Raw genomic sequence first — 18,844 nt, 5'->3', positions numbered from 1 at the left:
CGTGTTAAACCAGTTCGATGCCCATCGCGGTCGCTTCACCGCCGCCGATGCACAACGTCGCAACGCCGCGCTTCAGACCGCGTTTTTTCAACGCGCCGATCAGCGTCACGAGAATCCGTGCGCCCGACGCACCGATCGGATGACCGAGCGCACAGGCGCCGCCGTTCACGTTGACCTTGTCATGCGGCAGATGATGCTCCTTCATCGCGGCCATCGTGACCACCGCGAACGCTTCGTTGACCTCATACAGATCCACTTCGTCGGCGCGCCAGCCATTCTTCTCGAACAACTTGCGGATCGCACCGACCGGCGCGGTGGTGAACTTCGCCGGTTCCTGTGCGAAGGTGGAGTGGCCGACCACGCGAGCAAGCGGCTCGACACCGAGACGCTTTGCGGTCGATTCGCGCATCATCACGAGCGCCGCGGCGCCGTCGGAAATCGATGACGAGTTCGCCGCCGTTACCGTGCCGGTTTTACTGAACGCGGGCTTGAGCGTCGGAATCTTGTCGAGGTTCGCTTTGAACGGCTGCTCGTCGTGGTCGATGGTCACGTCGCCCTTGCGGCTTTCCACCTTCACCGGTGCGATTTCCCATGCAAACGAGCCGTCTTCATTCGCGCGCTTTGCACGATTCAGGGACTCGACGGCGAACGCATCCTGCGCTTCGCGCGTGAAGTCGAACGACGCCGCGCATTCCTCGGCGAAGGTGCCCATCAGACGGCCTTTTTCGTAGGCGTCTTCGAGACCGTCGTAGAACATGTGGTCGATTACCTGGCCGTGGCCCATACGCATGCCGTTACGCGCTTTCGGCAAAAGGTACGGCGCGTTGGTCATGCTCTCCATGCCGCCAGCGACGATCACATCGACCGAACCCGCGGCCAGCATGTCGTGCGCAAACATCGCTGCGCGCATGCCGGAGCCGCACATCTTGTTGACGGTTGTGCTGCCGGTGCTCAACGGCAAGCCGGCGCCGAGCGCGGCCTGACGCGCCGGCGCCTGGCCGAGGCCGGCGGGCAGCACGCAGCCCATCACCACTTCGTCGATCTGCTCAGGCTTCAGGCCGGCGCGTTGCACGGCGGCTTCGATTGCGACCGAGCCCAACTGCGGCGCGGTTAGCGTTGCGAAATCGCCCTGAAATGCCGCCATCGGCGTGCGGGCTACACCTACGATCACGATCGGATCAGACTTTGTCTCGCTCATGTTTGTCTCATTCATGTTTAAGCTCCTTGATCACACCTTCGACGACGGCCGGCACGTCGCCGAGTTGGGCCGCATCGGCGGCGACCATGTCGTTGTCCGCTTCGTGCGCGCGGCCGGCTGATACTGCCGCTACGCAGCTCCTGTAGGTTGCATCGAGTGACGCGGGGTCGTTGATTGTCATGCCGAGGTTGCGCACCTTGCCGTCATGCACGCCATACACCCAGCCATGAACCGTGAGTTCCTGACCGCGTGCCCACGCGTCGTTGATGATGGTGGTCCGGCATACGTTCATGACCTGTTCGATCGCATTCAGTTCGACCAGACGCCGATGGCGCGCCTCGCCAAGCGGCCACTCTTCAATCAACGCGGCGTGCTTGGTGCGCACGTCCTGCACGTGATGCAGCCAGTTATCCGCCAGACCCACGCGCCGGCCGTGCAGTGCCGCACCGACGCCCGAGCAACCATAGTGACCTACCACCATGATGTGCTTGACCTTGAGCAGATCGACGGCGAACTGGATCACCGACAGGCAATTCAGATCCGTATGTACCACCACGTTGGCGATATTTCTGTGCACGAACACTTCGCCCGGCGGCAGGCCGATGATCTGGTTGGCCGGCACGCGCGAATCGGAACAGCCGATCCACAGATACTCGGGTGTCTGCTGGTGCGCGAGACGCGAGAAGTACTCCGGATCTTCGGACAGCTTGCGGGCCACCCACGCGTCGTTGTTATCGAACAGATGGGCCAGCGGATTGGCAGCGGGAGAAGCGTTCATGGTCATGGTGAGTCTGGGCGGTTGCTCGACCGATTGACCGGTCGATGTCGTTACATAAGGTTCGGACGATGCATTCAACGATGCGGGCGGCACATGATGCGCATGAGGTTTAAGCCGCGCGCACGGTGCGCTCGTCTGCCTGGTTTTCCGGGATGCCGGACGCCGCATCGGCGAATCGTTCCGGATAGCGGATGCAGAAGCGCACGCTGCTGTCGTACGGGAAAAAGTCGGGCAGTTCGCCTTTCAATAGATGATCCTTGTGCCGTTGCCACAGCGCTGGATCGAAGAAGTCCGCGTGATGCTGCATGAAGGACCGGCGCACGCGTGGGTCGCCGAGCAAAAATGTGCCGTATGTCTCCGGGAAAATGTCGTGCGGGCCGACCGAGTACCACGGCTCCCCCGACATTTCGTCTTCCTCGTTACGAGGCGCCGGCACGGCGCGCACGTTGCATTCCGTCAGATATTCGATTTCATCGTAGTCGTAGAACACGACGCGGCCGTGACGCGTCACGCCGAAGTTCTTGTACAGCATGTCGCCGGGGAAGATGTTCGCCTGCATCAATTCCTTGATCGCGTTGCCGTATTCCTTGATGCCGTGATCGACGTCGTCGTCGCTGCCGTTTTGCAGGAACAGATTGAGCGGCACCATCCGGCGTTCGATATACATGTGGCGAATCACCAGGTTGTCGCCGTCGTATTCGATCAACGACGGCACTTCCTTTTCGAGTTCGCGCACCAACGCTTCGTCGAGCCGCGAAACCGGCAGCGCGACGCTCGAATATTCGAGCGTGTCGGCCATGCGGCCCAAACGGTCATGCCGTTTGACGAGCTGATACTTTCCCTTGATCTGCTCGCGGGTGGTTTCCTTCGGCGGTGGAAAATAATCTTTGATCAGCTTGAATACATACGGAAACGACGGCAACGTGAACACCAGCATCACGAGTCCCTTGATGCCGGGCGCGATAATGAAGTGATCGCTGGAATGCTTCAGATGGTGCAGCAGATCGCGATAGAACAGATTCTTGCCCTGCTTCTGCAAGCCCACTGAGGTATAGATTTCCGCCTTCGGTTTGCCCTGCATGATCGTGCCGAGAAATTCGACGTAAGCGGACGGCACTTCCATGTCCACCAGGAAATACGAATGCGAAAAGCTGAAGATGATCTGCAACTGATCGCGTTTGAGCAGCACCGTATCGAGCGCCAGCACGCCCGGTTTCACATGGCGCAGCGGTACTGCGAACGGCAATAGCAAGTCGCCGTTGATGATTCGTCCGATGATATACGCCGACTTGTTCCGATAAAACAGCGAAGACAGCACGTGAATCTGGAAGTTGGGCGCTTCGTCGAACACGCCGAACGCATCGTGGATCGTCTGCATGACACACGCGACGTCGCGCTTCAGATCATCAAACGGCGGCTCCAGCTGGAAGTTGGTGACGATGCGCTCGAGCGTCGCGGCAAGACCATCCTTGCCGGGGTAATACGCACGATAGGTCGGCTTCGCGGCGGGTTCGTCGTTCTCAATGTATTCGGTCGAGATCGCCGGGCGCACAAAAATGAAGTCGTTGTTGAAATACGAACGGTGCAGGATCTTGCAGCACACGGAGTTGAAGAATGTCTCCGCGCACTCGGGCTGGCGGTGCGTGGTCAGGAGGCCGATGTAGTGCAGCTTGATCTGCTGCCACACTTCGTCGTCGATATTCTCGGCGTCGTATTCGTCTTCGAGCAGTTCGACGCATTCCTCGACGCGATCGTCATATGAAGTAATGCGCTCGCGCGCCAGCGTTTGCAGGCCGTGCCAGTCGGCAGCTTCGAAGAGCGTTTTGGCATGGATCGCGGCGTCGCGAAAGATCCGGTAGTGCCGATCGAATCCTTCGAGCATCGTCTGGGCGACGTCAAAGCCGATCTGCGACGACAACAGTTTGGGGAAGTGATTCATGTCGACCGTGCATTCGTCCCATGTCGTGAAGACACCCGCGATTGTATCGTCCGGGTGGGCCCGCGACGCATCGCGCCGCTCGACTCGTGCCTTGGCGTCTCCTGGAAGTTGCCAGGCGTTAGCCGACTTTCAGACTATCTCCGCTCAATGCCTCAGTTTGGCATGTCTTAATCGGCACAACTTTCTGCAAAAATATTTGCGCGATCGCCGCTTAGGCGGACTTGGTCTCGCGTGCGCCGCTCTCCAGCAGCGCGCGCGCCTGGGTTTCGTATTGCGCGAGGTCTTCGAGTGTCGCGTTCAGGTCTTCCAGTTGACGTTCGAGCACTTCCCGATGGCGCGCCACCGTGGCAAGGAAAGCGTGCAATTGCGGCACGGTGTCGGTCGGCGACTCGTAGACGTCGAGCAGATCACGGATTTCCGACAGCGTGAAGCCAAGCCGCTTGCCGCGCAGCGTGAGTTTCAGGCGGGTTCGATCGCGGCCCGAATAGACGCGCCGTAAGCCACTTGAACCTTCGCGGCTGGGTGAGAGTAAACCCTGATCTTCGTAGAAGCGGATCGCCCGCGGCGTGACGTCGAATTCCCGCGCGAGCTCGGTGATCGTGTATTGCGTGTTCATCGGGGCATCCCGTGGCCGGGCAGAAAATCGGATTGAACGATAGAATCGACGTTTACGTTATCGTCAACTTGATCGAAACGCAACTACGGCGCAATACGGCACCGGTATGTCACGACCGGGCCGCAACCACGCCGTGCGGCATCGCATACCTCGCCATGCCGGACGGCCGACGGAGGAAGACACCCACAATGAATGCACTCGAACATCAACTCGACTATCCCTTCAACGACACCCTGCCCGAAGCGGGCCACGCGATGGAAGTGGCGCCCGGTGTGTTCTGGCTGCGCATGCCGCTGCCGTTCGCACTCGACCACATCAATCTATGGTTGCTACGCGATGAAATCGACGGTCAGCAGGGGTGGACGGTAGTCGACTGCGGTATTACGTCGGACAAGATCAAGGAGAACTGGGAGAAAGTGTTCGACTCCGTGCTCGACGGCCTGCCGGTGCTGCGCGTGATCGTCACGCATTGCCATCCGGATCACATCGGCCTCGCGCACTGGATTTGCACCGGCGGCGACAAGAAGCGCTGGGACGTGCGCTTGTGGATGACGCTCGGCGAATATATGCAGGCACGGGTGATGGCGGCGGGCGACGGCTCCAATGCGGGCGGCGAGGGCGCGGCGCGGCACTTCGCGCGTCATGGCCTGAACGATCAGGTGTCGCTCGAAAAGCTGCGCAATCGCACGAGCTACTACGCGAGTCTTGTGCCGGCGATTCCCGGTCAGTATCGCCGCCTGCGCGAAGCCGATGGCGTGAAGATCGGCGGCAGGACGTGGCGGGTGGTGACCGGTTTCGGCCATTCGCCGGAACACTGCGCGTTGCATTGTGAAGAGACGGGCACGCTGATCTCCGGCGACATGGTGCTGCCGCGTATTTCGACCAACGTCTCGGTGTTCGACATGGAGCCGGAAGGCACGCCGCTCGCGCTGTATCTGGAATCGCTCGGCCGCTACGAGACGATGCCCGAAGACACGCTCGTCCTGCCGTCGCACGGCAAGCCGTTTCGCGGCGTGCGTACGCGCATCAAGCAATTGCGTGAGCATCATGATGCGCGTCTGGCGGAAGTGCGCGAGGCCTGTGCGGAGAAGCCGCAAAGCGCCGCGGATATCGTGCCGCTCATGTTCAAGCGCCAACTCGACATCCATCAGATGACGTTCGCGATGGGTGAGGCATTGGCGCACTTGCATCTGCTGTGGCTGGCCGGCGAGTTGAAGCGCACGCAGGATGCGGATGGGGTGATCCGGTTTTCGGCCTGAACGGGTCGATAGGTTGATACGTCGATAAAAAAGCCCGATTGCTTTTCGCAACCGGGCTTTTTTTGAGCGGCGTGGCAAAAGCTTACTGCACCGCCACCGTTCCAAAGTTCTGCCGTCCGAACGGACTCACGTGATAGCCGCTCACGTTCGTACGCGTGATGGCCGCTGCGGTCGGGTAACCCAGAGGAATCCACAGCGCCTGATCGTGAATGATCTGTTGCGCCTGCTCATACGCCTTCGCGCGTTTGGCCTGATCGGGCGTCGCTTTGCCGTCGGCGATCAGCTTGTCCAGATCCTGATCGCAGAAGCGCGCGAAATTGATCCCCGACTTCACGGCATTGCAACTGAAGAGCGGCGACAGATAGTTGTCCGGATCGCCATTGTCGCCGGCCCAGCCCATGAACAGCGTGTCATGCTGGCCTTGTTTGGCCTGCTTGATCAGCTCGCCCCATTCGATCACCTTCACCTCCGCCTTCACGCCGATCTTGGCGAAGTCGGCTTGCAGCAGTTCGGCGCCGGCCTTCGGGTTCGGATTCAGCACACTGCCGTTCGGACGCACCCAGATCGTTGTTTCGAAGCCGTTCGGATAGCCCGCTTCCGCGAGCAGCTTCTTTGCCTTCACGGGATCGTACGGCCACGGCTTCACGGCCTTGTCGTAGCTCCACGTGTTCGGCGGATACGGATTGACGGCCGGCGTCGCGGTGTTGTCGAAGATCGCCTTCAAATACGTGGTGCGGTCGAACGCCATGTTCAGTGCGGCGCGCACCTTCTGGTTATCGAGCGGCTTCTTCTGCGTGTTCAGTGCGACGAACGCGGTCATGAACGCGGGCGTCTGCACGATGGCGAGCGACTTGTCGCCCTTCGCTTCGGCGAGGTCCTGCGGTTTCGGCGATAGCGCGATCTGGCATTCGCCGGCCTTCACCTTTTGCGCGCGCACCGTGGCGTCCGGCGTGATCGCGTAGATCAGGCGGTCGACCTTCGGCTTCGCGCCCCAGTAGGTCGGGTTCACGTCGTAGCGGATCACCGCGTCTTTGGTGTAGCTCTTCAATTCGAACGGACCGGTGCCGATCGGCTTCGAATTCAGGTCGACCTGTTTGCCGGCCTTGAGCAACTGGTCGGCGTATTCAGCCGAATAGATCGAGGCGAAACCCATGGTCAGGATCGACACGAAGGTCGAGTCCGGTGCGTTCAGTTCGAACTTGACGGTGTTGTCGTCGACTTTGCTGATCGACTTGATGAGCTTCGGCAAGCCCATCGATTGCGCGTGCGGGAAGCCGCTCGCGCCCGCCACCTTGTGCCACGGATTGCTGTCGTTGAGCATGCGGTCGAACGTGAAGACGACGTCGTCGGCATTCAGCGCACGGGTGGGCTTGAAGTAGTCGGTGGTCTGGAACTGCACGTTCGGACGCAGATGGAACGTGTAGGTGAGGCCGTCGGCGCTCACGTCCCACTTGTCGGCCAGCGAGGGCACGACTTTCTTCGCGGCCTCGTCGTACGAGACCAGCGAATTGAAGATCACGTCGGCCGACGCATTGGTCGTGACGAGCGAATTGAACTGCACGACATCGAAGCCGTCGGGGCTCGACTCGGTACAGACGGTCAGCGGTTTGGCGAGCACGAGCGCGGGCGCCGTGAACAGTACGGCGGCTGCGAGCAGTTTGAAGCGCATAGGATCTCCCATAACAAGCGCAGTCAGGCAGTGCGTCTGGTTGTGTGGTTGTATTCCGTTGACGAGGGACGGGGAACTGGCCGTCCGATATCCGGGGGCAGCGTGACCGTCGTCTTTATTGTGATACGTTTCCGGCACTGGCGCATGGTCTGGATGTTGCGTTATACGCACGTCCTTGCGCGTCCTCGCCTTCGCGAAAGCTTATCGAAGGGTGGTTGCGGCGACAACAATTTAATCCGCATATCCATATGGAGCCCATTCGTTGGAAAGCAGCGGCTCGGTTTGATGGCAGCGCTGAGCGGTGTGGAGCAACGGCTCAACTCAGTGCGGGCGCCAGGTGCCTGCGCTCACGACGCAGCCGCGCGCTGCAGCAGATATCCGATGCCTTCGATGGCGCGCACGCCGTACCACGACACCAACTCTCCGTCGACCAACTCAACGCTTTTGCCCGCGAGACGTGGATCGCGTTTCAGTGCGTCGCAGTGGACCTGCGTGAAGCGATACGGCTCGCTTGAGAGCAATATGCGATCGACGCCGGCAAGCCACGGTGAGTGGTCGAAGTCGAGCGTGGGGTAGCGTGCCGCGCCTGCCGCTCCACCTTCTACGTCAGGCAGCGTCTGCCAGTTCACGAGCCTCAGCATCTCGGCGATATAGGTATCGCGTGCGACCGTCATCCATGGTTCGCGCCAGATCAGATACAGCACGTTTTGCGTAGGAAACACGCGTGTGGCGGCCTCGTGCAGACGCGCTTCGAGCGCCTCGCTTAGACGCTGCGCTTCCTGTGCGCGGTCGAATATCGCACCCAGCAGCGAGTACAGCGAGAGATTGTCCTGCGGCGTCTGCGGATGGGTGACGATGATATGCGGCACGAACGCGCGCAATTGTTCGACGGTATCGCGTTCGTTTTCGTCGATATTGACGATCAGATGGGTGGGCCGCAACGCACGAATTGCGTCGACATTGACGGCCTTGGTGCCGCCGACCTTGCGTACGTGCCGCACCTTGTCGTGTGGATGCACGCAAAAACCGGTGCGCCCGACGATCTGCCTGTCGAGCCCCAGAGCGAACAGCAATTCGGTGATGCTCGGCACCAGCGAGACGATGCGGGTATGGGTGCCCAGCGTAGCGACGCCCGACGCACGGGCGCCCGCCATTTCGTGCGCGACGCCGGCTGCATCGACCGCGCGTGGCTGCATGATTTATTCGACGACGGCGCGGGGCTTGCGCGGCGCGCGTTCGAAGGCGCGGTCATAGAGCCAGCGCGGCAGCACATGGAGCAGCATCGCCGCGATACGCATCTGCCACGGGAACACGGCGAAGGCCGTCTGCCGCTCGACCGCCCCGGCGACTTTCACCGCGAAGCGGCCGGCGTCCATCAGGAACGGCATGCTGTACGGGTTGTGCTCGGTCATCGGCGTGCGGATATAACCGGGCGCGATGGTGACCACGCCGACGCCCAGCGGCCGCATCTCGACGCGCAACGCTTCGAGATACTTGAGCGCGGCTGACTTCGACGCGCTGTATGCGCCCGACCCCGGCAAGCCACGCACGCCGGCAACGCTGGCGATCCCGACCAGCGTGCCTTTCTTCGCGGCGACCATCGCGGCGGCGAACGGCTCAAAGGTGGCGACCATGCCGAAGTAGTTGATGTCCATCACTTCGCGGAACGTGCGCAGATCGCCGTGCCCGGTGACCGCGCCGCGGCTGATGCCGGCATTGGCGATCACGACGTCCGGCAAACCGTGCTGCGCGATGAACTGCGCGGCCGCTTCGGCGAGCGCCTCGGCGTCGCGGACGTCGACGGAATAGACGGAGATGGAATTCTGCGGATGGGACTGCTGGAAGGCGGCGAGGGCGTCGCCGCGGCGGGCAACGAGGCCGAGAACCGCGCCGCGCCGCGCATATTCGGCGGCGAGCGCGAGGCCGATGCCACTCGAGGCGCCGGTAATGAAAACCTTCAGGGTTGAACTCATTCCGGCGCCTCGGTTTTACATCTTTTTGGCGCGGACCTGGGCGACCAGGTAGTCCAGCACCTGGATCGTGCCAGGCAGGCTGTTGGTCGCAGCCGGACCGGTTTCATACTTGCCCTGCACGGCCAGCGTCGGCACACCGTCGATCTTGTAGTCGTCGAGCAGTTTCTTGTCTTTTTGCAACGCGCTTTGCGTTGAGAACGAGTTGTACGCGTCCATGTACTTCTTCGGATCGACGCCGTTCTTCGCGAGGAATTTGGTCTGGTCTTCCGGCGTCAGCAGGTAGTCCTTGTTGACGTGGATTTCATTGAAAACCTTCGGCGTAAGTTGCGTAGCGAGGCCGAGTGCGTCGAGCGCGTGATACATCTTCGAATGCGGAATGAAGTCGTCGCGGAACGCGACCGGCACGCGCTTGAACACCACGTCCGGACCTTGCTTCTTCACCCATGCCTCGAGGTACGGGTTGAATTCATTGCAGTGCGGGCAGCCGTACCAGAAGAATTCGGTGACTTCGATCTTGCCGGCCGGCACGTCCGTAGGTTGCGGCGTGGGTAGCACGGTGTAGTCCTTGCCGGACACCGGCGCAGCCGGCGATGCATGCGCCGTGGCGGCAACCAGGCCCAGCGAGAGGAACAGAATGCTCAGCAGTTTTTTCATGTTTTGTTGACCCAAGGTAGGCGGTAAAGCGGTGGCGCCACGCAAATGCCCGTCACCGTTTTCAATGTCGGCGTTAGACGCTCTAGTCGTCCGTTGTGCTTGTGACACGCGCCGCACGCCGATAGTTCGGCGGCGGCGCGCTCCGGCAAATCACCGTTTGTTTATTGTTTCGTAAAGCGGATTACGGCTGTATCCACGCCCGCGTCGGACAGACGCTGACGGCTCGAATTCATGTCCTCGAACTTCGAGAACGGTCCGATACGCACACGGTAGTAGGTCACACCGCCCGCATCGCGCTGCGTGACCTTCGATTCGAAGCCCTGGAAGGCGAGACGCGCACGCTGCTGCTCGGCGTCGGCCGAGGTCTTGTAGGCGCCCACTTGCAGGAAATAGCCCGTGTTCGCGTCACCCTGCGCCACGCCCGAACCGGGCTTGGCGTTGGCAGCCGTGCTGGACGACGTGCTCTTCGGCGCCGAGCCTGCCGCGGTGGTGGCCGGTGCACTGGCGCCTTGCGGCTTCTTCGCCGGTGCGGTGGCCGTGCCGCTGCCGTTATCCTGCGCGGGCTTCGGTGCGACTGCCGTACCGTTCGGATTGCCGTTCGACGGTGGCACTTCGACGATCTGCGGTTCTTCCAGCATGCCCGACTGGGTCTGCGAGTTGGTCTGGCCCGGTGCGGTGTTCGGCGGCGCCGGTTGCGCGGCTTGCGGCACGGGCTGGCCCGGCGTCTTGCCTTGCAGCGGACGGTTCGGGTCGTACTGCTGCGCCTGGCTCGCGCCGGTGTCAGGCGCCGCGGGCGGTGCGACCTTCGAGACGAACGGTGTGGGCGCACGGGTGATATACAGCGCCACCACTACCGCGATCGCGAGACCGACGATCAGGCCCAGCACGATGCCGAGAAAAGTCCCCCCGGTTTGTTTCGATTGCGATTGCTTTGTTGTGCGGCGTGGTTTTACCATCGTATGAATCACCTGCAAAAAGAATCCTGGAACAGCCGTCGATTATAACGACGGCCGCGTGCATGTTGCGCCGGAGGACTTACATCTTGACGGGAGCGGAGACGCCGATCGTCGCGAGACCGTTGGCCAACACTTGACGCGTGGCCGCAAGCAGCGCGACGCGCGCATTGCGCTCGACTGCGTCGTCGACCAGCACGCGTTCGGCTCTGTCATTGTAGAACGAGTGGAATTCCCCGGCGAGGTCGCGCAGATAGAACGCGACCGCGTGCGGCGCGAGTTCGTCGGCGGCGTGCTCCAGCATGTCCGGGAACTCGGCGAGCTTGTTCAGCAAGGCCATGGCGCGTTCGCTGGTGAGCGGCGACACGTCCATTTGCGCCAGCGTGCTCTCGTCCGTGCTGTAGCGGGCCTTGCATTCGGTGATGACCGAGCAGATCCGCGCATGCGCATACTGCACGTAATGCACCGGGTTTTCGTCGTTCTGCTTCAACGCGAGATCGATGTCGAACACGAATTCCGTATCCGCCTTGCGCGAAATCAGGAAGAAGCGCACGGCGTCGCGGCCGCGGCGAATCGTCTCTTCGTCGATCAGATCGACGGCGGCTTCTGAGCCCGGCGTCGCGCCGCCCGACCATTCGATCAGGTCGCGCACCGTCACATAGCTGCCCGCGCGCTTGGAGATCTTCACCTCTTCGCCGTTGCGCATCACCGTGACCATCTTGTGAAGGATGTAGTCGGGATAGCCCTTCGGAATGCCGATGCCGAGACCCTGCAGGCCGGCGCGAACCCGCGCGATCGTGCCGTGGTGGTCCGAACCCTGGACGTTGATGACCTTGGTGAAGCCGCGTTCCCACTTGGCGACGTGATAGGCGACGTCGGGCACGAAGTAGGTGTAGGTGCCGTCGGTCTTGCGCATCACGCGGTCTTTGTCGTCGCCGTCGTCGGTGGTGCGCAGCCACAGCGCGCCCTCCTGTTCATAGGTCTTGCCGGCGGCGATCAGCGCCGCGACGGTCTTCTCGACCCGGCCTTCCTTGTACAGCGACGACTCGAGGTAGTACTGGTCGAACTTCACGCCGAAAGCCTGCAAGTCCATGTCCTGCTCGCGGCGCAGATAGGCGACCGCGAAACGGCGGATCGCGTCGAGGTCTTCGACGTCGCCCGCGCCCGTGACGGGTTCGCCGTCGCTCGCGGCCACGGTGGCGCCGTTCAGATAGTCTTTCGCGATGTCGGCAATGTACTCGCCGTTGTACGCCGAGGCCGGCCAGCCTTCGTCGCCGGGAGCGAGACCGCGGGCGCGCGCCTGCGTCGATACGGCGAGCGTGTGGATCTGCACGCCGGCGTCGTTGTAATAGAACTCGCGGTGCACGTCATAGCCTTGCGAGGCCAGCACGTTCGATAGCGCGTCGCCGAGCGCAGCCTGGCGGCCATGGCCGACATGCAGCGGGCCGGTCGGGTTGGCCGAGACGAATTCGATCAGCACATGCTTGCCGGCGTCGCGCTGCGAACGGCCGAAGGCGTCCTTTTCAGCGAATACGGCGGCGATTACCGCCTGCTTGGCGGCGGCAGCAAGGCGCAGGTTGATGAAGCCGGGGCCGGCCACTTCGGCGGCATCTACGAGGCCCTTGGCTCGCGGCTGCGCGAGCAGCGCGTCGACGATCTGTTGCGCCAGCTGGCGCGGGTTGGCGCGCAAGGGCTTGGCGAGTTGCATCGCCACATTGCACGCGACGTCGCCGTGTGCGGCGACTTTGGGGCGTTCCAGCGTGATCGTTGGCGAAACGAAAGTGGCTTCGCTCGCGCCCTGGGACGTTTGCGCAACTTGCTTCACCGTGTCGGCGAGCAGTGTTTCGAGGGTTTGTTTATGTGCAGGCAGCATGCTTGTTGCGAGTCCAGTGAGGCAATCCGGTGATGCGGAAGAGGCGCCGGCTGCGCGGCAGGCGCAGCCGATTCGTCAGAAGCGTGGAAAGCGGCGATGCACCCGCCAGATGCGCCGGGCACATCGGGGCGCCATCAGGCACGTTGTCTGCAACGCGGTTAGTGCGGTGCGCGGCGACATGCCGGGACGCCTGCTGCTGCGGCCTGGCGCGGCAGCAAGCGGGTTACGGCCAATCGGCCCAGCCACGCCACCTGCGTTATGCCGCGCGCGGCGCATTGCGGCGCGCTTTTCCGTCCAGACGGATTTTAGCAGGTGCTAATATGTTCAATGAGATGCCCACCAAGGGCCGTGGCCGCCGTGCCTGATCGGCGTGTCAACGTAACGCGCGCCGAGGGCCGGTTTCGAGCTGCTTGCGCGTCAATCCAACATAACGAAAAAGGGAACAGTCATGCTGATTACTTTCAAATGTCGCGCCAGCCCGGACGTGATGATGCTGGAGAATCTTGCCCAGTACCTCGTCGGCATCGTCGGGAAGCGCCTTGGTGAGCGTGGTGTTATCACCCACGACGAAACGGGCCCTGCGATCGCGAAACTCGAATCGGCCATCGGTACCGACAAGCAGGAGCGTGCCGAGCACGACGGCCATTTCCACGAAGGCGAAGACGGCCACGAGCATCACGAGATTCCGCTGGGACTCGCCCAGCGCGCGTATCCGTTCCTCGACATGCTGCGCGCCGCGCAGAAGGAAAACGCGGATATCGTCTGGGGTCTCTGATTCCGGAGCGGTCCAGCGGCTGTAGCGTTCGCTGCGCCTGGCGGCGAAGACTGCGACGCGCCAATGAAAAGAGCCCGCATCAGCGGGCTCTTTGTCTTTCACGGCCTTAACAGCCCGTCTGCCGAACCTGCTTACTGGCTGGCGGCGTCCGCCGGGGCGGCCATCGGTGCCGACGCACCCTTCTTCATTTTTTGCTTCTTGGGCTTCTTGACGTGCTTTTGCGTAGGCGGCGAATACGAACTCACCGAACTCGCGGCGCCGGGGGCCGCAGGCTGAGCCAGCGCCACCGAGGTGCTGGCGGCGAGCGAAACAGCAGCCAATAACAGCGTCAGCTTCTTCATACGATTCTCTCCGTTGACGATTGCAATTAGATAAGCCGACGCGTTTTGGCCGCGTCTGGCGGGTTGATGCCAGTTCAGTTTACAAAGCCGAAAATTGCACTGCCGCAAATATTCAGCCTATCGTGCCCGATATAGTGGCTTTCCCGCCCCGAAATGCTTACAGCAAAGGCGCGAGAGCCCGTTCAGCGTCTGTTTTCGACAACGACATGCGTTTTGCGTAGTCTTCCAGCTGGTCCTGGCCGATCTTGCCGACCGAAAAATAGGTGCTGTCCGGGTGCGCCAGATAGAAACCGGAGACGCTTGCCGCCGGGAGCATGGCCAGCGATTCGGTCACGCTCATGCCGATTTCAGGGGCTTGCAGCACGTCGAACATGTCGCGCTTCACGAGGTGATCCGGGCAGGCCGGGTAACCCGGCGCCGGGCGGATGCCGTGGTATTTTTCGGCGATCAGGTCTTCGTTCGAGAGGGTTTCGGCATTCGCGTAACCCCAGAGATCGCGGCGCACGCGGGCATGCATCGCTTCGGCGAATGCTTCGGCGAAGCGGTCGGCGAGCGCCTTCAGCATGATCGCGCTGTAGTCGTCGAGATCCTTTTCGAACTGCTTTTCCTTCACGTCCACACCCAGACCCGCCGTGACCGCGAACATGCCGATATAGTCGGCGACGCCCGAATCCTTTGGCGCAATGAAGTCGGCGAGCGAGCGGTTCGGCCGCATCACGCCGTTCACCACCGGCCGCACGCTTTGCTGGCGCAGGTTGCGCCACGTCAGCGCGACTTCGCTACGCGATTCGTCGGTGTAGATTTCGATGTCGTCGTCGTTTACCGTGTTGGCCGGCAGCAGCGCGATCACGCCGTTGGCCTGCAGCCAGCGGCCCTGAATCAGGCGCGCGAGCATCGACTTGCCGTCCGAGAACACGCGGCGGGCCGATTCGCCGACGATCTCGTCGTTCAGGATCGCCGGGTACGGGCCCGCCAGGTCCCACGTCTGGAAGAACGGAGCCCAATCGATGTAGCTTGCCAGCTCGTTCAGATCGAAGTTCTTGAATACGCGGCGGCCGATAAACTTCGGCTTGACCGGCTGGTAGCCCGCCCAATCGACCTTCGTCTTGTTCGCGCGGGCTTCGGCGAGCGTGACCATCGGCAGGGCTTTCTTATTGGCGTGCTGATCGCGGATGCGGTCGTAGTCAGCCTTCAGTTCGTCGACATATCTGGTCGCGCCTTCATCGGACAGCAGGCTCGAGGCCACCGAGACCGAGCGCGATGCGTCCGGCACGTACACCACCGGGCCTTCGTAATGCGGCGCGATCTTCACGGCAGTGTGCACGCGCGAGGTGGTCGCGCCACCGATCAGCAGCGGGATCTTCTTTACGCGGAAGTAGTCGTCGCGCTGCATTTCCGACGCGACATAGGCCATCTCTTCGAGGCTCGGCGTAATCAGTCCGGACAAACCGATGATGTCCGCGCCCTCGACTTTTGCCCTGGCGAGAATGTCGTTGCACGACACCATCACGCCCATGTTGACCACTTCGAAGTTATTGCACTGAAGCACCACCGAGACGATGTTCTTGCCGATGTCGTGCACGTCGCCCTTGACCGTGGCGATGACGATCTTGCCCTTGGCGCGCACATCGGCGCCGGCTTCGGCCATCAGCTTCTTTTCTTCTTCGATGTACGGGATCAGATGCGCGACCGCCTGCTTCATCACCCGTGCCGATTTGACGACTTGCGGCAGGAACATCTTGCCCTGACCGAACAGGTCGCCGACGATATTCATGCCGTCCATCAGCGGGCCTTCGATCACGTTGATCGGACGGCCGCCGGCCGCGGTGATCTTCGCGCGCACTTCTTCAGTATCTTCGACGATGAAGTTGGTGATGCCCAGCACCAGCGCGTGCGCGAGACGCTTCTCGACGGGCTGGTTACGCCATTCGAGGTTTTCTTCCTTCTTCGCGGCGCCGGTCTTGAACTTGTCGGCGATTTCGAGCGGCGATCGGTGCCGTCTTCACGACGGTTCAACACGACATCTTCGACACGCTCGCGCAACTCCGGATCAAGATCGGCATACACGCCGAGCTGACCCGCGTTGACGATGCCCATGTCCATCCCCGCCTGAATCGCGTGATAGAGGAACACGGTGTGGATTGCTTCGCGCACCGGGTCGTTACCGCGGAACGAGAACGATACGTTCGACACGCCGCCGCTGATCTTCGCGTATGGCAGGTGTTCCTTGATCCAGCGCGTCGCGTTGATGAAGTCGACCGCGTAGTTGTTGTGCTCTTCGATCCCGGTCGCAATCGCGAAGATGTTCGGGTCGAAGATGATGTCCTCCGGAGGGAAGCCGACTTCGTTCACGAGGAAATCGTAGGAGCGCTTGCAGATCTGCGTCTTGCGTTCGAACGTATCGGCCTGGCCTTTCTCGTCGAAGGCCATCACGACCGCAGCTGCGCCGTAACGGCGGATCAGGTTCGCGTGATGGCGGAACGCTTCTTCGCCTTCCTTCAGCGAGATTGAATTGACGATCGCCTTGCCTTGCACGCACTTCAGGCCCGCTTCGATCACGTCCCACTTCGACGAGTCGATCATGATTGGCACGCGCGCGATGTCAGGCTCCGAGGCGATCAGATTCATGAAGCGGACCATCGCCGCTTTCGAATCGAGCATGGCCTCGTCCATGTTGACGTCGATGATCTGGGCGCCGTTTTCGACCTGCTGCCGCGCGACCGCGATCGCGTCGTCGAACTGGTCGTTCAGGATCATTCGCGCGAACGCCTTCGAGCCGGTCACGTTGGTGCGTTCACCTACGTTGATGAAGAGCGTCCCGGACGTGACGTTGAACGGCTCGAGGCCGGAAAGGCGCATGGTGTGATCGGTCATGGCGTAGGTGCGGTTCGGTTGCGTGCGGTTACGTGCGTCGGGTTCGATGGCGAGAGGGCGGCTGCGGTGGAGTAAGACCAGGCCGCCGGACTCAGGCTGCGTCGCGGTATTGAGTCGGCCATTGGCGCGGCTTCACTTCAGCCAGCGCCTTGGCAATCGCCGCAATATGTTCCGGCGTGGTGCCACAGCACCCGCCGGCGATATTCACGAGGCCAGCCTGCGCGAACTCCTTCAGCAATCCCGACGTATCCGCCGGCAATTCGTCAAAGCCTGTATCGCTCATCGGATTCGGCAAACCGGCATTCGGATAGCACGACACATAGGTGTCGCACAGCTTCGCCAGTTCGGCGATGTACGGGCGCATCAGCGCCGCGCCCAGCGCGCAGTTCAAACCGAACGTGAGCGGTTTGGCGTGGCGCAGCGAGTTCCAGAATGCCTCGACGGTTTGTCCGGAGAGAATCCGGCCCGATGCATCCGTGACGGTGCCCGAGATCATGATCGGCAGACGCTCGCCGGTGTTTTCGAACAGCTCGTCTAGCGCGAATAGCGCAGCCTTTGCGTTGAGCGTGTCGAAGATCGTTTCGACGAGAAACAGATCGCAGCCGCCGTCGAGCAACGCCTTCGCCTGCTCGTAGTACGCGGTACGCAGTTCGTCGAACGTTACGTTGCGTGCGCCCGGATCGTTCACGTCAGGGGAAATACTGGCCGTCTTCGGCGTCGGTCCGATCGCGCCGGCGACGAAGCGCGGCTTGTCGGGCGTCGAGTACTTGTCGCAGGCGGCGCGCGCCAGCTTCGCCGATTCGAGATTCATCTCGATCGCGAGGTCTTCCATCCCGTAGTCGGACTGCGCAACCGTGGTGGCGCCGAACGTATTGGTTTCGATGATATCCGCGCCCGCCGCAAGATACTGCTCGTGAATCTCGCCGATGATCTGCGGTTGCGTGATCGACAGCAACTCGTTGTTGCCCTTGATGTCGCGCCCGTAGTCTTTGAAGCGCTCGCCACGATAGCGGGCTTCGTCGAGCTTGTAGCGCTGGATCATCGTGCCCATTGCGCCGTCCAGAATCAGGATGCGCGACTTGAGCAGCGCGGGCAGCGCCGCGCCGCGCGTGTAGGCGGCGTCGGGACGGACTGGCGTGGCGGTTTGAGCAGGCTGGTTCATGGCGGACGTGGGCTTGCGCCGGCTTTTTCGGGAAACCTGTCATTGTAGCCGCTGTGGAGCGGTTCCGCCGGGCGTGGACCGAGCGGACGGGGTGTGTATGCCTAGGGAACAGCCGCTATGGGCGCGCCGCAAAGAAAACGGCCCAGTGAGGCAAAAGCCTGCTGGGCCGTTATATCGATGCTGACCGTCTTGTCAGGGCCGCCGGCTGAGCCGGTCGGCGCGGTCGATGTATGTCGCCAAACCGTGACGCTAAACCCTTCGCTTAGTGAAGAATCACCGGTTGATGCATCAGGCTGTCAAACTGCCCAAGGAATTCGTCTACTTCATCCAACGACGGTTCCTCTTCGATCAGCTTTTGCACGTGCTCGCGGAAACTCGCCGCCATTGCACCGTCTATGTAAATTTCGCGCTGCATGTTTTTGTCGACGATCTCGTAGCCACCCGACTTCATGGCCAGCGGACCTTCTTGCGGCGGAAATTCGACGACACAATAATTGGGGCTGTTGTAGATCATTTGCATGGCGACACTCCTTATTTCCGTTGGCTCCTGGCCATTCCTGCGCCATAGGTGGAGCTAGTGGTGTGGAATTCAAGGGGTGGGTCCGGATTGACGCTTGTAATGTTCCGAACCTACCGGTTAGACCGGCTTTCCAAGAAACGTTTCAAGCAGTGCAGCAAAACGGTGAGATTGCCCGATGGTCGCAAGACGAGCGGCATCGCGCATTTCGGACTGTGCGCCTTCGATGGCGTCTGTTATTGCCTGCGTAGCAGCAGGTGGCG

Annotated in this window: 15 protein-coding genes and 1 pseudogene; 2 read left to right on the top strand and 14 right to left on the bottom strand. The window is 61.6% G+C overall.

The annotated features are described in order from the left end of the window. Positions 1-4: 4 nt before the first annotated feature. From ACUN0E_RS40265 to ACUN0E_RS40250, 4 genes are all read right to left on the bottom strand, one after another. Positions 5-1,213 (bottom strand): acetyl-CoA C-acetyltransferase, encoded by a 1,209-nt coding sequence (locus ACUN0E_RS40265; RefSeq protein ID WP_445570082.1) that lies wholly within the window; start codon positions 1,211-1,213, stop codon positions 5-7. Further along, on the bottom strand, positions 1,206-1,982 hold the full coding sequence (can, locus tag ACUN0E_RS40260) for a carbonate dehydratase (protein WP_445570081.1): 777 nt from the start codon (positions 1,980-1,982) through the stop codon (positions 1,206-1,208). The genes ACUN0E_RS40265 and can overlap by 8 nt, the downstream gene beginning before the upstream one ends. Before the next feature lie 103 nt (positions 1,983-2,085). Next, a complete protein-coding gene (gene aceK, locus ACUN0E_RS40255; protein WP_408388145.1) occupies positions 2,086-3,915 on the bottom strand; it encodes a bifunctional isocitrate dehydrogenase kinase/phosphatase in 1,830 nt (609 codons plus the stop codon). Positions 3,916-4,126: 211 nt separating this feature from the next. Continuing rightward, positions 4,127-4,531, bottom strand: a complete 405-nt coding sequence (locus ACUN0E_RS40250; RefSeq protein ID WP_408418176.1) for a MerR family transcriptional regulator — start codon at positions 4,529-4,531, stop codon at positions 4,127-4,129. A gap of 188 nt (positions 4,532-4,719) precedes the next feature. Here ACUN0E_RS40250 and ACUN0E_RS40245 point away from each other — a divergent pair, with 188 nt between their 5' ends. Then, positions 4,720-5,790, top strand: coding sequence for an MBL fold metallo-hydrolase (locus tag ACUN0E_RS40245; protein WP_445570596.1), 1,071 nt, complete (start codon positions 4,720-4,722; stop codon positions 5,788-5,790). An 82-nt stretch (positions 5,791-5,872) separates the two neighbouring features. On the opposite strand, the gene ACUN0E_RS40240 is transcribed toward ACUN0E_RS40245, so the two are convergent. From ACUN0E_RS40240 to argS, 6 genes are all read right to left on the bottom strand, one after another. Then, a complete protein-coding gene (locus ACUN0E_RS40240) occupies positions 5,873-7,459 on the bottom strand; it encodes an ABC transporter substrate-binding protein (RefSeq protein WP_445570080.1) in 1,587 nt (528 codons plus the stop codon). Between the two features lie 347 nt (positions 7,460-7,806). Further along, positions 7,807-8,655, bottom strand: a complete 849-nt coding sequence (locus ACUN0E_RS40235; RefSeq protein ID WP_445570079.1) for a cobalamin-binding protein — start codon at positions 8,653-8,655, stop codon at positions 7,807-7,809. A 3-nt stretch (positions 8,656-8,658) separates the two neighbouring features. Then, on the bottom strand, positions 8,659-9,432 hold the full coding sequence (locus ACUN0E_RS40230) for an SDR family oxidoreductase (protein ID WP_445570078.1): 774 nt from the start codon (positions 9,430-9,432) through the stop codon (positions 8,659-8,661). 15 nt (positions 9,433-9,447) lie between these two features. Continuing rightward, entirely contained in the window at positions 9,448-10,086 is a 639-nt protein-coding gene (locus tag ACUN0E_RS40225) for a thiol:disulfide interchange protein DsbA/DsbL (protein WP_408231683.1), read from the bottom strand. 161 nt (positions 10,087-10,247) lie between these two features. Further along, on the bottom strand, positions 10,248-11,060 hold the full coding sequence (locus ACUN0E_RS40220) for an SPOR domain-containing protein (RefSeq protein WP_445570077.1): 813 nt from the start codon (positions 11,058-11,060) through the stop codon (positions 10,248-10,250). A 61-nt stretch (positions 11,061-11,121) separates the two neighbouring features. Next, positions 11,122-12,912, bottom strand: coding sequence for an arginine--tRNA ligase (gene argS / locus ACUN0E_RS40215; RefSeq protein WP_445570076.1), 1,791 nt, complete (start codon positions 12,910-12,912; stop codon positions 11,122-11,124). A 448-nt stretch (positions 12,913-13,360) separates the two neighbouring features. Here argS and ACUN0E_RS40210 point away from each other — a divergent pair, with 448 nt between their 5' ends. After that, positions 13,361-13,687 carry a DUF1840 domain-containing protein gene (locus ACUN0E_RS40210; protein ID WP_408520012.1) on the top strand — a complete coding sequence of 109 codons (327 nt, stop codon included), beginning with the start codon at positions 13,361-13,363 and terminating at the stop codon, positions 13,685-13,687. Positions 13,688-13,818: 131 nt separating this feature from the next. On the opposite strand, the gene ACUN0E_RS40205 is transcribed toward ACUN0E_RS40210, so the two are convergent. From ACUN0E_RS40205 to ACUN0E_RS40190, 4 genes and pseudogenes are all read right to left on the bottom strand, one after another. Continuing rightward, a complete protein-coding gene (locus ACUN0E_RS40205; protein WP_408214292.1) occupies positions 13,819-14,028 on the bottom strand; it encodes an acid-shock protein in 210 nt (69 codons plus the stop codon). A 157-nt stretch (positions 14,029-14,185) separates the two neighbouring features. After that, positions 14,186-16,902, bottom strand: a pseudogene (gene metH, locus ACUN0E_RS40200) (methionine synthase). Between the two features lie 91 nt (positions 16,903-16,993). After that, complete coding sequence (locus ACUN0E_RS40195) at positions 16,994-18,064, bottom strand: homocysteine S-methyltransferase family protein (protein ID WP_445570075.1); 1,071 nt, start codon at positions 18,062-18,064, stop codon at positions 16,994-16,996. Positions 18,065-18,326: 262 nt separating this feature from the next. Beyond that, positions 18,327-18,584, bottom strand: coding sequence for a BTH_I0359 family protein (locus ACUN0E_RS40190; RefSeq protein WP_120344435.1), 258 nt, complete (start codon positions 18,582-18,584; stop codon positions 18,327-18,329). Positions 18,585-18,844 lie beyond the last annotated feature (260 nt).

The organism is Paraburkholderia sp. D1E (genome assembly GCF_052682275.1).
This window is presented reverse-complemented; position numbering and strand designations above follow the sequence as displayed.

Excerpts from the sequence above, each read along its gene's own strand:
- ACUN0E_RS40265 (WP_445570082.1), bottom strand. The coding sequence starts at position 1,213 with ATGAATGAGACAAACATGAGCGAGACAAAGTCTGATCCGATCGTGATC.
- ACUN0E_RS40245 (WP_445570596.1), top strand. The coding sequence starts at position 4,720 with ATGAATGCACTCGAACATCAACTCGACTATCCCTTCAACGACACCCTG.
- ACUN0E_RS40250 (WP_408418176.1), bottom strand. The coding sequence starts at position 4,531 with ATGAACACGCAATACACGATCACCGAGCTCGCGCGGGAATTCGACGTC.
- aceK (WP_408388145.1), bottom strand. The coding sequence starts at position 3,915 with ATGAATCACTTCCCCAAACTGTTGTCGTCGCAGATCGGCTTTGACGTC.
- ACUN0E_RS40190 (WP_120344435.1), bottom strand. The coding sequence starts at position 18,584 with ATGCAAATGATCTACAACAGCCCCAATTATTGTGTCGTCGAATTTCCG.
- can (WP_445570081.1), bottom strand. The coding sequence starts at position 1,982 with ATGACCATGAACGCTTCTCCCGCTGCCAATCCGCTGGCCCATCTGTTC.
- ACUN0E_RS40225 (WP_408231683.1), bottom strand. The coding sequence starts at position 10,086 with ATGAAAAAACTGCTGAGCATTCTGTTCCTCTCGCTGGGCCTGGTTGCC.
- argS (WP_445570076.1), bottom strand. The coding sequence starts at position 12,912 with ATGCTGCCTGCACATAAACAAACCCTCGAAACACTGCTCGCCGACACG.
- ACUN0E_RS40230 (WP_445570078.1), bottom strand. The coding sequence starts at position 9,432 with ATGAGTTCAACCCTGAAGGTTTTCATTACCGGCGCCTCGAGTGGCATC.
- ACUN0E_RS40235 (WP_445570079.1), bottom strand. The coding sequence starts at position 8,655 with ATGCAGCCACGCGCGGTCGATGCAGCCGGCGTCGCGCACGAAATGGCG.
- ACUN0E_RS40240 (WP_445570080.1), bottom strand. The coding sequence starts at position 7,459 with ATGCGCTTCAAACTGCTCGCAGCCGCCGTACTGTTCACGGCGCCCGCG.
- ACUN0E_RS40195 (WP_445570075.1), bottom strand. The coding sequence starts at position 18,064 with ATGAACCAGCCTGCTCAAACCGCCACGCCAGTCCGTCCCGACGCCGCC.
- ACUN0E_RS40210 (WP_408520012.1), top strand. The coding sequence starts at position 13,361 with ATGCTGATTACTTTCAAATGTCGCGCCAGCCCGGACGTGATGATGCTG.
- ACUN0E_RS40205 (WP_408214292.1), bottom strand. The coding sequence starts at position 14,028 with ATGAAGAAGCTGACGCTGTTATTGGCTGCTGTTTCGCTCGCCGCCAGC.